This window comes from Hominisplanchenecus murintestinalis (assembly GCF_943193015.1).
GTDB classification, from domain to species: Bacteria; Bacillota; Clostridia; order Lachnospirales; family Lachnospiraceae; genus Hominisplanchenecus_A; species Hominisplanchenecus_A murintestinalis.
Map to the genome: position 1 here is coordinate 1 of NZ_CALPCM010000018.1, position 14,010 is coordinate 14,010.

Genomic DNA, 14,010 nt, shown 5'->3' on the forward strand with positions numbered 1-14,010 from the left:
GATAAGAATTTCCATATCCTAATTCTTACCAAAAAGGAGCCATTTATTTCCAAAAACACAAACTTATTTACACTACCTAACAGAATGTTGGGATCTATTTCTGTCCCTAAATTGTTTGTCCCTGTTGTTTTTAGGAGTGTTTTTTTAGGATATATCCCCGGCAATTTCCATACTCTTTAAAATTTTTTTCCATTTTCGCTACAAGAAGTTTTGTTTCAAATGCTTCGTCCAACATTTTTTTATGCAAAGCATAGGTGAGTTTCCATTCCTCATTCATAAAAATATCTTCAATAGCAATCTCACCGCTCAAAATGCCGACCTTTAAGAAGTTGAGAAGTCCCTTTGCGGTCATGGTAATTTTTTCGGCTCTTCCCCTCATCCATGTTTCACGCTGTTCCCTGTAATGCTCCATGTAATCTTTACCGGCGACTGTCCGGACGGAACTGGGGGCATACTGGTACTTCTGGGGGTATTTGATATGTATTAAATAAGACAGCATATTGTCATAGGCGTAACGCCCCGACTTTGGCTTTTCAATATAAGATTCCCCAATGCCGATGGCACTGGCAATTTTGGGGAGTGTCTTTCCTTTTTTGAATTTGACAATAAAATGGGCATGGTGTGACGTGAATGCAATTTCATAAGCGTGTTTATACTCATTCCATAATTTTTTTTCATCCTTATCATGTTCAATAGCGTACATTTCCTGAATCTCACATCCTGCTTTTTCTAACCGTGTTTTGATAATTTTTCCCATTTCATCTATATTTCCAAGCTGTTTCTTTTCGTCATCTGTCCAGTTCCAGTGTTCGGGTAAAAAATCTTGTGTAATTTGTGCAATCCCTAAGTCAGCCAATCTTTTAGCCATATTTTCACCTCGTTTCTTATCTTATATAAGCATTGTACCAAATATGGGGGTAAAAATGCAATAGTTAAAACAAAAAGTTTTAATTAATCACTAACTATTACATTTTATAAGACGCTTTGCGGTGTGCAAAAACGCCGGGAAATGACCGTGCGGTATCGACAAGCCCTACCGCACGGTCATTCTATGTATGTGTGGTATTTGTAATAGTTAAATTGTACAAATTTTAACTATTCATGAATAATATATTGATATATCAATATATTTTAGCATTTTTGGAAAGTGAATAATTAAAAAATAGTGTTTTGGAAAGTAAAAGGTTTGAAAAAAATCGTAGACACCCCAAAATCGTATTCAAAACAGACTTTTTCCAATACTGGCGTGGTTTTCAATGAATACGATTTTGAATACGGTACAATTCTAAATCGTAGACAAATGTATTCAAAACAGGCTTTTTCCAATACTGGCGTGGTTTTCAATAAATACGATTTTTGGATACAGTAATCCCCAGACATCAGAAATCGTATTCATCCCCGAAATTGAGAGGGGAGATTCTGACAGATTCCCATAGTACAGCACTGCTTTTAGGGCTATATGCATGTTTGGAATAGCTAACCAAACTTTTGGTTATTTTTTCAATGTTTTTTGTATCATATTCACAAAAAAGAAAATACGATTGACAGCGAAAAAAGATATGTGGTATAATATGGAAAAAATAAAATATTATTGTGCTTTTCTCACAGTAGTGCCGACGGACAGCATAACCGGTATGCTTAATTTCCAAGTATATTGGTGCTGATAAGGCGGTCGTGGGGGAAATATATCGCAGGAAGTACCGAGTTCAGAGGAAATTTCTGACAGTGCCAAGTATGTGCAGGCGGTGTAACAAATATAAATTCCAATTAGTGATTATGCTGATTGGGGTTCATATATGTTACACCGCTTTTTTTGTTTCCCAATGCACAAAGAAAGGAGAAGTTCTTATGACTGATTTAATTACAGAAATTTATACAAAACGCAAGCGGACTTACCATGATTATGAATGCGAGGATATAGTTATTATGAAAAAAGATTACGGGTGCAGTTGGAAAGACACAATCAAATTATTCCATTTAAGAACGTATCAAGGAAGTGTATATCACCCCAAAGGGAATACCTCTTTTGCATGGGACAAAATTTTACGGAATAGTCATATAATAAGATTCATTTGCCCGGAGATTTTCATGTCCGATACTACTTATCAACAGATTGAACAGAAAATAAATGGTATAAAGGTTGTGCTTGAGTTCCCTACACAACCAGAACAGACGGATATTTTACATCAAGAAATAAAGTCTATTCTTTCAAGTGTCTTACGGGAACAGTTACAAAAAATCTCATAACGTCAGCAGAGGGATAACCCTCTGCTGGTTAGAAAGAAAGGACGATTGACTTATGAAAAAAGTGAGAATGTTATTACGCGTTAGTTCAAATCAGCAGTTAGAGCCGGACGGTGATTTGAGTGTGCAAAGAGAAATTGTAAAAGACTATGTAAAAAAACACGAAGAATGGCAACTCGATTCAAAGGAATACTTTGAGGGAAGTAACAGCGGATATAAAAATTCAGTCGCAGACAGAAATGTACTTCAAAACGCCTTACAGGACGCACAGGCAAAAGAATATGATATTTTGGTGGCATACAAAGACGATAGAATTGGCAGACTTATGTGGGAAATCGGAGCCTATGTAATGGCTCTGAAAAAATGTGGTGTGGATATTTACACCGTGAAAGACGGCTGCATTTCTCCTGAAACAGATGATACAATGGGGCAAATGATGTTAGCTTTGAGATACGGTAATGCCCAGAAACAAAGCGCTGATACAGGTATGCGTGTAAAAGATACCGCCCAGAAGTTAGTGCAGAAAGGAAAATTCATGGGTGGAAAAGCCCCTTATGGCTACAAATTAGAGTTATCAGGAGAAATCAGTAAACACGGACGGGCGTTACATCATCTTGTTATTGTTCCAGAACAGGCAGAGGTTGTCAGTTATATTTATGACCTATCTCTCAATAAGGAGTACGGTTCTTCCAAAATTGCCAGCGTTTTGAACAGGCATGAAACCTATAAAAACCTTGCCCCCAATGACACATGGAAAGGCGGAACTATCACAAGCATTTTAACGAATCCTATCTATGCCGGACATACAGCTTATAAACGCAGGGAGCGAATCAACGGACAATATCACAGGCTTGACAGTGAGAATTGGATTACTTCTATTGACGCAAACGAAAGTATTATGATTATCGACGGTGATACATGGAATAAAACACAGGAACGACGTAAACGCCGGGGCGATAAATACATAAAAGCATTAGAGCATAAGGATGTGAATGTGATTAGAAAGAATGATGGTATGTTAGCCTTAATTGATGTTTTATATTGCGGATATTGTGGAAGTAAAATGACAAATGGGAGTAAATATAACTATTGGACGATAAAAGGTACAGGAGAAAAAAGAGCAAGCAAAATTGCGATATATAAATGCCAAAATGCATGGCAAGGGGTAACCCATGTTAAGACTAAGCAAATCCGAGCCGACATGATTGAACCGATTGTATTTGAATCCATCGCACAATACATCGGGAAATTACAGGAAAATGAAAGTATTTTTAATGAAATTGAGAACAATCAGAATCAAGAAAAGAAACGGAAACAAGCTGAATTAAAAAAGGAAAAACAGAATCTTGAAAATATTCAGGACAAGATTCGGATTATGGAAGAAAATATTCCAAATGCTATGACTGGTGACTATCCTTTGTCATTGGAAGAACTGGTAGCAATCATCAAAAAGCATAAAGAACAGGCACAGCAACAACAGGATATTGTTACCTTAAAGGAACTGGAATTGAAAAGCACTTCTGTATCAATCAACGAATGGGAAGATATTAAAAATAAGATTCCAACATGGCAGGATGTGTTTCTAAATGCAGATGTGGCAACAAAGCGGGTACTGGTAAATAAGCTCGTAGAGCGTATTGATGTAAAGAAAACAGAAGTCGTTATTCGTTTCAAAATCAACCTTAATGACTTCATTCCACAACCCAGAATATGTGGTGATTCCCATACCATTCTGTGTACACGCGATTCAAAGTAAAAGACATGATGGCCAGCACGTTGGCGGTAATCGTAGCTCTGGGCCAAGTGGCGTAGATTTCGCTGGACGCCACATTTTTTATATAATCACGATAGCGGATATAATAGTCTCCGGCTGTACTGTCCGCCGGAGAACCATTGTGGACTACGATGAATTCCGGAATCACCACACGGCTTAAAACAATTTCCCCGGTCTGGTTGACCGGTTTAATTTCTGCCTCCGCAATCTTCGGCGGATAATCCCCATAAAGCGTATGTGCCGGAATCACAATATCCTGAAAATCTTCCGGCTGCACAAGAGGCACCATACGCACCTCCTGTATTGCCGTAGAGTCCGGCAGGATTTCAGCGCCTGAAATCGTCACCGGCTCATATCCCGGCGCAGTAATCTGTAAAGTATATTCCGCGTAGGGCTGTGATGCCGACGGCTCCATACTGTACTCCAAAGGCGGCGCCGCCAGCTCCAGCAGCTCCGTCTGCCCATCCGCATCCGTTGTAACCTGTTCCACTGTACTTTCCGGATCTCCCGTATAAGAAATCGCTATCTGCGCATCCTCCACCGGACGCGCTTCAGACTGCACCCGTATCCGCAGCCGTCCCCGGTCTACATTATTTTCCTGCATTGCTCTCATATCATTTCTCTGCATATCTGCCTCAAGATCACTTCATCATTCACAGTATATGCATCGGCTGTCATGCCATGCACAAATGCAGCCTCTCTTCTGTTATCTATTTCAGATATAATACATATATTCTGCTGAACTGCCCAATTCCTTATATTGTTCTACCAGCTCAGCCAACGTACACGTTTCCAGGAACTTCCAAATCGATGCATTTATCCTATCCCAGACCAGTTCCTGAATAGCCCACCGCACTGCATCCTGCCGGACTCCTATATCTGTTTCTTCAATAATGTTAAACCTTCCCTCCAGCACGGTAAGCACATCGTCCAGCTTGATTTCTTCCATACTTTTTGCCAGCCGGTAACCTCCCTGTGCACCTTTCTGGCTCTTTACAATTCCTGCCTTCCTCAAAGCTGCAAACACTTGCTCCAAATAGTTCAGAGAAATATTCTGCCGCTTTGCCACATGGAGCAGGGACACCGCTCCTTCATTTTCATGACTGGCCAAATCCACCAGTGCCCGCAGGCCATATCTCCCTTTCGTTGATATCTTCACTCTTCTCCTCCGCCTATCCTCTGTTTCCTTTCAGCCAGTTCCTTTATCTGTGCAATACTAACATCTCTGACTGCATCTCTTGTCAAATCCCATAGCCGGTTCCACGTTTCTTTCGTGGCGCACTTACCACAGTCTATACCACAGCCCATATCCCGGATCAGGCATTCTACCGGAGCCAGGTTTCCCTCTGCTGCCAGCAGCACCTCCAGCGCTGTAATATCCCCGGCTGGCCGCGCAAGACAGTAGCCGCCTCCCGCCCCACGTGTACTTTTTATAATTTCTGCTTTTTTCAACATGGAGGCAATCCGTTCCAGATATTTTTCTGAAAGCTTTCTTCTCACAGCTACACTGCGGATACTCGCCCTATTCCCATCATCTGCATAAATTGCCAGATCTACGACCATTTCTAACGCATAAATACCTTTTGTCGAAATTTTCATCCTATCTCCGCCGGCCTCCGTTTTGAAAAATTGCAGCAATTATCCCAATCAAGAGAATTGGAAGCAGAAGCGGGATAAGAATCCGCAGTACTGTGGCAGCCAATGCCAGCACAGCCACAAATATAAGCACAGCTGTAAGTTTTGCCATACCCCGATTTACATTCAGATGATAGTATCTTACCCTATCCTGCTCCGCTTCTTCTTTGCTGTTATATGGGGTTTTTCTGTTATTCCCTTCCTGCCGCGCGGATGTATCAATGATTGTCCTGGCAATCAGAAGCGGACTTCCCAGCTCTTCCAAAACCTTACTCTCAGATTCTCCTCTTCCCACTGTCTCAGATATATATTCATCATAATACCGTATCGTACTGTCAATCTCAGATACCGGCACTTCTCCCTCCAATTTTAAGCGCAGGGTATCTAAAAATTCTGTTTTCGTCATGACTCCCCATCCTTTCTCTTCCGCCCCTTACCTGCGTTTGTATAAAAAGCCGCAATTCTGCCAAAAGCCGAACTGTTGCTATTAAAAAGACTTCCACAAAAGCCTTTCTTCTATTCCTTTAAAAAGTATAGCACAAAAATACATAAAATCAAAGTGTGCAGGCTGAAAACCTGCACACCTCTCTTACCTGCGTTACTGCCCGCAGTAATTTTTCTACTCATCCCATCCTTCATAAAATCTAATGTTTACGGATATCTGCCGCACGACCTCACCTTCTTTCAGAGGAATATCACTAACATCTGTAATATACGGCAATTGCACCTCTTCCTCTGAAAGCTCCAGCGAAATCCAGTCCGTGGCGGCCTCGTTGGCATTCTCTACTGCTTCATCCAAGGTGTCTCCCTCGGCATAACAGCATTCCAAATCCGGAAAATATCCTTTATATCTGCCTTCTTCTGTCTTATGAAATACTGCAGGATAAATAAATTTCATATTGTTTCGCTCCTATTTCACCTTTACTTTTATGACTTTCTTTACGCCATTGCATTTAATAGTAATCTTACAGCGTCCTTTCTTTATGCCTTTCACAACACCTTTTTTTGTCACAGACGCTATCTTTTTGCTGCTGCTCTTGTATGTGACTTTTCCTTTTGGTACAGCCGTTACCTTAAGCTTGAGCTTTCTGCCCTTTTTTACGGTAACAGACTTTTTCTTCAGTTTCAATGCCGGCTTCTTAACCGTAACCGTACAGCTCGCCTTATAGTTCCCTACTGCTGCTGTAATCACTGCTTTTCCCGGTTTCTTCGCAGTTACCACTCCGTTAGATACTGTCGCTGTTTTGGGGCTGGAAGATGTCCATACCACACTTCCGCTTACGCCTGCCACAATTGCCCTGAGCGTTACGGTCTTGCTTCCCTTCGTATAAATCACCGCGCTTGCCCTATCCAATTTCACGGAAGGATTTTGCGCCGGAGGACTTACTACCGGAGGCTTCTCTGTAGGAGGTTTTACTTCAGGAGGATTTACCACCGGAGGCTCCGGATTTACAGGCTCTTTCTTGCTGACAGTCGTGAAATTAATCTCTGTAGGCGCCGACATTTCCCCGTTCATATCATAAGCAGACACTGACAGGCTGTATTTCTTTCCAGGCTCCAGATTCGTCAATTTTACTAAAATATTTTTTCCTGCTTCATCCATCATTTTTTCCGGTTCGGTAATATCCAACAGTACCGTATCGCCATCCATAATCTTATATCCCGAAATCCCAACAACGTCCCATACGACCGGAAACGTTATCGTTACTTCTGTTTCCCCGGCTTCAGAAATTTCCGGTGCCTGCGGCGCGGCAGGTGTCACAACCTCTTCTGCTTCCGCCTGATATTTATGTGCCCCGATATCCGGTGTCTCAGAAGCGGTTATCTTATTTCCGAAAAAATCTACCGTACACGGTTCTTTGCCGTTATTATCTGTAATTATCTTTCCTTTTCCAAGGGCAGGCGAATTTTCCACCAGCTTATAGCCTTCAAATGCACTCCGCACCGTCGGGTCGCTGTGCAGCCGCGCAGCTTTCACTGCATAAGTGGGTCCGCTCCCCGGCTGTTTTAGTACCTGGGTTCCTTTTGCCACTTCGATTGCCTGTTCATCGCTGACCGGCTTTGATGCATAATTATAATACAAATTGTTGCTGAATGTAAGCCCTATTTTTCCGTTTTTTCTCCAGGTATCCGCCATTGGTTCCTCACCGGAATAATAAATGATGTTATTCTCTGCTACCATATAGCCCCCATTATTTCTCTGGCGTATGAACGGAACTCCTTCTTTCATATAAAATGTATTGTTATACACATGCGCATCCGGATTTCCGGCAATATCCATCGCCCCCTTCAAATCATTCTGGCTAATGTTGTAACGGAACGTATTCTGGTACGCATCCGCCAAACAGAACATCACACATCCTCCGGTATTGTTATGGCTGTAATTATACTGGTAAAGCGTACCGTCCCCAGAATCAGCGTCCCATGCCTGAGCGTCATCATTTCCTGCATCGCCATTCCGGGTGTCAAACGCTTCATTATACTGAAACAGCGCATTTTTGCACTTCCAGGGCCAGATTGCCGCCGCTACCCTTCCAAAGTTCGCATTGGGAACCTTAATCTGGCTGTAATCCGTATTGTTAATCTGCCTTGCCGCGCCGTCCGAAACATTGTACTCTACCAGCGGTCTGTCACAGTACATCAGAGTAATGGCATCGCCTCCGGAATCTTTTACATAATTGTTGCGGATAACAACATTGGTGGAACCGTATTTCCTGATATCTTCATCGGAAATTGCTTTTACTTTGTCCGGAAACACATCCCAGTATGCGGAATACCCTACGGCGATTCCCCAGCGGTTCGTATTTTCCACTGTACAGTTTTCAATCTTCACATCATCATAACGTGAAATTCCCGATGCTGCTTCTTCGATCGTATCTGCCTTCACCGCCCCATTCAGGGTTGTTGTTGTCTTTTTCTCTCCGTGGGGCTGGAATACCGTAAAATAAATTCCGCCGTTATTCATATGTTTGTCATAGACATTTCCCATTACATCATGGATATTCAAACCGTTCAGATAAATATGGTCGACCGTTCCCTTATCCTGAGCCACTGCCGCCACTCCGGTGCGGTTCATCACATCAACGGCATTGTAGGCAGTATCAATTACCGGAGCCCTGTTGATAATCTCCAGATTATTGATTTCAATGTATTCCGTATCATACAGCAGAATGGACGATGAAACATATCCCTGGAACTTATGATTAGGGTTGTCCAGCCTGTATCCATAGTTCTGGAACCAGATGCCCTGGCCATTCGTATCAATGATTGGGGCCGCACCTTCGCCATATTTATCAATGACAATCGGCGCTTCCTGGCTGCCGCTCTGTCCGAACAGGTGGAGATATCCGTCCATGAACCTGGAACCACACTCCAGAAGAACTTTATCGCCCGGTTTCAGCTCCAGCTTATTTATTTTCTGAAGGCTGTAAAATGGTGTATCCTGGCTCTTTCCATCGTTCCTGTCCTTTCCGTGGAGAGTACTGACATAATAAGTTGTCCCCTCCGCGCCCGATGCCGCTTCTGCTGTTTCTGCACCCGCGCCTGGGATTACTGAGGAACAGAGCACTGCCAGCGCACTCACCATTGCTAAAATCCTCTTCTTTACCATAGCCTTCTCCTCCTTAATTTTCTTCTTCCAGGTATCCGACACGTATCTCAGCAGCGCTTCCCGCCGGCTTACTGCCGTTCATCGGTACAGATTCTATTCCCGTAAGCCTGATATAACGTGCATTCACCTGCATGAATTCTGCATATTTCGTAGACGAATCGCCTGCCCATGTTCCCTCAGCTGCCTGTGTCCAGCTATTTCCATCGCTGCTGACCTCCACTTTATATTTTGTAATAATTCCTGAAGTATTGTTTTGCCTTGGAACATAAGTGAACCTGGCTATTGGTTTGCTGCTTCCCAGGTCTATTTTAATCCAGACGTCTGACTGGCTGGTATTATCCCAGGATGTATGCCATATCGTAGCGTTATTCCCGTCAAGGACATTCGATGCCGGAGTGCTATCTGAAGAACTTGCCCACTGGGAGCTGCCATTCTCTGCATTTCCCGCAGTCACACCTGCCCGCATCTGGGCGTCCGGTTCATAATCCCTGTACACAAGCTGCTTTGCCAGCTCTACTGCATATTCCTTTGTCTCACTGCCGCGGACAAGCTTCACCGCCATATCCTCGGTTACTTTTTCCCCGTCTCCGGCTTCCTGGCCGTTTCGAAGGATGCTAAGGCTCACATCCCGCGCAAATACGAGCTGTTCTTTCAGTTCTCCTACCGTCATTGTCTTAGGGAGTCTCTTAATCTTCCCGTCTTCTACAAGCACGGAATCGCCTCCCAGCGCCAGCACAGTCTCTGCCGTCCCGGATTCATACGCTCCGATGTCAGGCTGCGCTCCCACCTGATTTCCAAAGAAATCATATTTTGCCATGCCTTCCGTCAGGGTTCCCGCATTGATTGCCGGTGAATCGTCCTGCAGCTTATATCCGTCAAATACCTCCCTGTTGTGCAGTTTCCCAGCCTGGGAGCTTTCCGGCGCCTGCCCCGGGTTCACGAACTTCGGATCTGCCGTGATAGAGCCTGCCGGGAGCGTCTGCCCTTCATATCCAAAGAAAATATTGTTTGCATATGTGCGCCCTGTTTTCACGATGACCTCACTGGCATTTTTCCCAGTGCTGACGTTATAAAAAATATTATTTTTCAGCTCTGCCGCCCCGTTGTAATTGCTCTTGTCAATAAACATCTTTGTATTCAAATCTTTTCCGATATAAAATACATTATTGTAAATCTTTCCCTGAGGATTCGCGTCTGCCAGCCCAATCAGACCTTTCAAATCATTTTGGCTGATGTTATACCGGAACATTCCCTGATATGCTTCCACGCCGCAGATCATCAGGCAGCCTCCTCCATTGTTATGGCTGTAATTATACTGATAAACCGTGCCGTCTGACCAGTCGATATCCCAGGGCTGCCCATCCTGGCAGTCTACCGTATCAAACACCTCATTATACTGGAACACGGCGTCTTTACATTTCCATGGCCAGATTGCCGCACAGAACGGCTGCCAGAAAATTGTCTGGTTTGTATCAGGATACTTTGAAGTTATATCATATTTTCCATCCAAATCTGCTCCCGCCCGGTCTGACACATTCCGCTGAATAAGCGGACGGTACGCATACATAGCCACGATTCCGTCATTTCCCACATTCTGCACATAATTTCCTTCAAAAAGAAGTTCTGTGTGTCCATAAGTTTTCGCCACCGTATCTGAAATCGCCTTCCCGTTAAACTTGCCGCTCTGGTAGGTATATCCTACGCAAATTCCGGCACGGGACACATCCTTTACATGGCAGTTCGTAATTTTCACATCATGGTATCTGGCTATCCCGGTAGCTCCTTCATCTGCAGGCGGCAGTACATTCATTTGAATTCCGCCGTTATTCATATGCTTGTCTTCAAGGTTGCCATCTACATTATGAATATACAAATCGTCCAGATACACATGCTCCATCGTGCCTCCGTCTTTGGCGATGCCGGATACGCCGGTACGATCCATCCGGTCATCAATCTGTGACGCGCTGGCAGTTGCTCCCTTGAAAAACTCAAAATCATCCGATGCGTTTGTTATTTCCAGCCCGCTCACTTCCACAAAATCCACGTCATAGAGCAGAATCGCCGAAGATACATATCCCTGAGACCTATGCTTCTGATTATCCACCGCACCGTTATAGGACTGATACCAGACTCCCTGCCCTTCCGCGTCAATCCGCGGCTTCGCTTCCGCTGTTCCATAGCTCCCAATCTTAATTGGCGCCTCCTCGGTTCCATGTACATCCTGGAGATGGATATATCCTTGGAATACGGACCCTTTCTCCAGCAGCACCTGGTCTCCCGGTTCTAATTTTACCTGTTTCAGCTTATCCAGCGTCTCCCACGCTTCTCTTTCCGAGGTTCCGGATTTGGAATTATCTCCGTGGATACTGCTGATATAGTAAGATTTTCCCATCACCTCCCGGGCTGCAGCGCGTACCTGAAATGCCGGAAGCAGATTTGGGCTTGTCCCTGCTACTGCCAGCGCACACATAAATGCCAATATTCTTTTTTTCATTTTTTCCCCTTTCTGACGCACTCGCTGCGTCACCTTGGCAGACTTAGAAGTTTACTTCCAAACTCTCTCCTTTCAGGTTTAATTGTTTATATTCTTTTTCATAAAAAAGTATATACGTTCCATATCGCCTTCGACCTCGGCTTTTTCCGCACGCTCTGCTACGATTTTATCATAATTTTCCTCGCGCAGCGTCTTATTGATATTATCCTTTATCTCTTCCATGGGCGTTGGTTCATTCGCTTTTCTGTCTGTGCATTCAATCAGGTAGAAACATCCGTTTTCATCCAACACTGCTGTCGATTCTCCAGCTTGCAGATTCCATGCATACTCCAGTACATCGCCGATACTCCTTGAATACATATTCAGCTCGTCTGCCGTCACCTCAGCATGTTCCAGGTATGGTACAATAGCTTTCTCTGCTCCGGCCGTCTCTGCCAGCGTAGTGTCTTTATCAAGCTTCTTATAAACTGCCGTCAGAATATCTTTCAGCCCTTTCGCCTGCTCTTCATCCATCTCCCCGGCATAAGGGATTTTCACATAATCCAGCACCCTGTCGTCTTCTCTCTGGTAAGAAACGGCATGCTCTGTATAATACTGTTCTCTGTCAGCATCTGTAATAACCATTCCTTCATTATCCAAATCCTCGCAGTACTGCTTTTGCAGTGTATCCATCTCATATTCCCTGTACAGTTCCAGGGTGTACTCCGACAGCCCATACACTGCCCCGCCCTTTGCAATCTGCTCTTTCCGATACTGGTTTTCAGCCTCCCAGCGCGCTTTAAACCCCTGATAGCTGGCATCCTCTACATACCCCTTCTCCTTTGCCAAATCATACACTGCATGAAAATATTTCAGCTCCTCGAGCGCTGCATCTGCCAGCTTTTTGTAGGGAAATTCTCCCTCAATTTCCCGTTCCCAAAATCCGGCGTCCATAGCTCCTCCGCTTTTCCCGGAAAAATATTCCGTAACCTCATACATTTTTCCTGCCGCTGCATCCAAAAATTCCTCTTTGTCTATTTTGCTTTCTCCAATACTCAGTGAAAATTGGCTTTGCCATAAGAAAAACCCGCCAAAAACAAGGATTGCTAAAATTATAATTGTGATAATTACACAGATTTTTTTCTTCACTCGCCATACTCCTATTCATTTTATACAATTTCATTGACTTTACTTTTATTTTATTATATCATTTTGGTAAACTTTTTTCTTGTTAAATACCGTCCACTTTATCGTAATTTTTGTATAATACGGAACTATTGCTTTACCCATGAAAGGAGAGCTTTTACAATGGGAGATTCATATTCAGAATACCGTCCAGGCCAAAGCGAAGTCTTTCTCGCCACTCAGACGGTCATCAGCGCCAAAGATCAGCTCCGTGAGCACCGCTACAGTTTTTCCAGACATATACATCGCTCTATTGAGATTTATCTGATAAGCTCCGGCTGCTGTTCCATGGACATTAATGCCTGGAAAATCCTCTGTAAGGCCGGGGATTTTATCATGATTCCCCCAAATACAGTTCATTCCTTTTATCTGGAAACAGAGGATGTATGCACATTCCGCCACATTCATTTCAATCCTGATCTTTTTTCCCAGTGGTATCTGAATCAGGCAGAACCTTGTCCTCTTGATCTTTTAACTGCATTGGTTGTATCGTGCGGCAGCTATATCCATCTGGTCGCAGACGAGACGACTGCTTCACTTGTTTCACGCATCATAGATGAAACGGCTTCCGGAGGCGTATTTTCTGCCGCCATGGCAAACCTGCATATCGCGGAGCTGATTCTCCATATGATTATGCTGATTCGCCCTGATATGTCCCTAATAACAGGCAGCAGCGCGCATACACCGGAACACATACGGTATGTATCCTACGCACTCTCCTATATTCATGAAAATTTTTCCGGAAAAATCTTAATCCAGGATATCGCTGAACACCTGAACATCTCTTCCCGCTATTTAAGCAAAGTATTCTTCCAGCATATGAATCTTACCATCCTGAACTATATTAATCTCTACCGGATTAACCAGGCAATTGAGCTGATGCCGGACGCAGGACTGACATTGACCAATATCGCTGCACTGATAGGACTGAAAGATTCCCAGCATTTCTCCAAACTTTTCCGCAGCATTATCGGTCTGCCCCCAAACCAGTACCGCAAGCTCCTTCTGCATGAAATGTCTGAAGAATCTCCTGATATTTAATTTTCCTATTTCCAAAAAGTGGGCCGCCGCAATCATGCGGCAGCCCAC

Annotated in this window: 12 protein-coding genes; 3 read left to right on the forward strand and 9 right to left on the reverse strand. The window is 43.8% G+C overall.

Annotation, left to right across the window (positions count from 1 at the left end; all coding sequences use genetic code 11):
* Positions 1-130: 130 nt before the first annotated feature.
* A complete protein-coding gene (locus NFR99_RS08130; protein ID WP_120484778.1) occupies positions 131-868 on the reverse strand; it encodes a Rep family protein in 738 nt (245 codons plus the stop codon).
* 980 nt (positions 869-1,848) lie between these two features.
* Between NFR99_RS08130 and NFR99_RS08135 the strand changes: the two genes are divergently transcribed.
* The gene (locus NFR99_RS08135) at positions 1,849-2,247 is read left to right on the forward strand and encodes a hypothetical protein (RefSeq protein WP_120484777.1); all 399 of its coding nucleotides are present in this window, start codon (positions 1,849-1,851) and stop codon (positions 2,245-2,247) included.
* A gap of 52 nt (positions 2,248-2,299) precedes the next feature.
* Positions 2,300-4,000 (forward strand): recombinase family protein, encoded by a 1,701-nt coding sequence (locus tag NFR99_RS08140; protein WP_251353389.1) that lies wholly within the window; start codon positions 2,300-2,302, stop codon positions 3,998-4,000.
* Here NFR99_RS08140 and NFR99_RS08145 read toward each other — a convergent pair.
* The 8 genes from NFR99_RS08145 to NFR99_RS08180 all read right to left on the reverse strand — a co-directional run bounded on the left by NFR99_RS08145 (position 3,936) and on the right by NFR99_RS08180 (position 12,885).
* The gene (locus NFR99_RS08145; RefSeq protein WP_120484775.1) at positions 3,936-4,646 is read right to left on the reverse strand and encodes a carboxypeptidase-like regulatory domain-containing protein; all 711 of its coding nucleotides are present in this window, start codon (positions 4,644-4,646) and stop codon (positions 3,936-3,938) included. The two genes, NFR99_RS08140 and NFR99_RS08145, sit on opposite strands and share 65 nt — an antisense overlap.
* 87 nt (positions 4,647-4,733) lie before the next feature.
* Positions 4,734-5,177: an RrF2 family transcriptional regulator gene (locus NFR99_RS08150; RefSeq protein WP_120484774.1), complete on the reverse strand. Its 444-nt coding sequence runs from the start codon at positions 5,175-5,177 to the stop codon at positions 4,734-4,736.
* A complete protein-coding gene (locus NFR99_RS08155; RefSeq protein ID WP_120484773.1) occupies positions 5,174-5,617 on the reverse strand; it encodes an RrF2 family transcriptional regulator in 444 nt (147 codons plus the stop codon). The genes NFR99_RS08150 and NFR99_RS08155 overlap by 4 nt, the downstream gene beginning before the upstream one ends.
* 1 nt (position 5,618) lies before the next feature.
* On the reverse strand, positions 5,619-6,059 hold the full coding sequence (locus NFR99_RS08160) for a DUF1700 domain-containing protein (protein WP_120484772.1): 441 nt from the start codon (positions 6,057-6,059) through the stop codon (positions 5,619-5,621).
* Positions 6,060-6,272: 213 nt separating this feature from the next.
* Entirely contained in the window at positions 6,273-6,551 is a 279-nt protein-coding gene (locus NFR99_RS08165) for a type II toxin-antitoxin system HicB family antitoxin (protein WP_120484771.1), read from the reverse strand.
* A gap of 12 nt (positions 6,552-6,563) precedes the next feature.
* Complete coding sequence (locus NFR99_RS08170) at positions 6,564-9,263, reverse strand: Ig-like domain-containing protein (protein ID WP_251353390.1); 2,700 nt, start codon at positions 9,261-9,263, stop codon at positions 6,564-6,566.
* Between the two features lie 13 nt (positions 9,264-9,276).
* The gene (locus tag NFR99_RS08175; RefSeq protein ID WP_251353391.1) at positions 9,277-11,757 is read right to left on the reverse strand and encodes a discoidin domain-containing protein; all 2,481 of its coding nucleotides are present in this window, start codon (positions 11,755-11,757) and stop codon (positions 9,277-9,279) included.
* A 78-nt stretch (positions 11,758-11,835) separates the two neighbouring features.
* Entirely contained in the window at positions 11,836-12,885 is a 1,050-nt protein-coding gene (locus tag NFR99_RS08180; protein WP_251353392.1) for a peptidyl-prolyl cis-trans isomerase, read from the reverse strand.
* A 159-nt stretch (positions 12,886-13,044) separates the two neighbouring features.
* Here NFR99_RS08180 and NFR99_RS08185 point away from each other — a divergent pair, with 159 nt between their 5' ends.
* The gene (locus NFR99_RS08185; RefSeq protein ID WP_135975698.1) at positions 13,045-13,962 is read left to right on the forward strand and encodes an AraC family transcriptional regulator; all 918 of its coding nucleotides are present in this window, start codon (positions 13,045-13,047) and stop codon (positions 13,960-13,962) included.
* Positions 13,963-14,010: the final 48 nt, after the last annotated feature.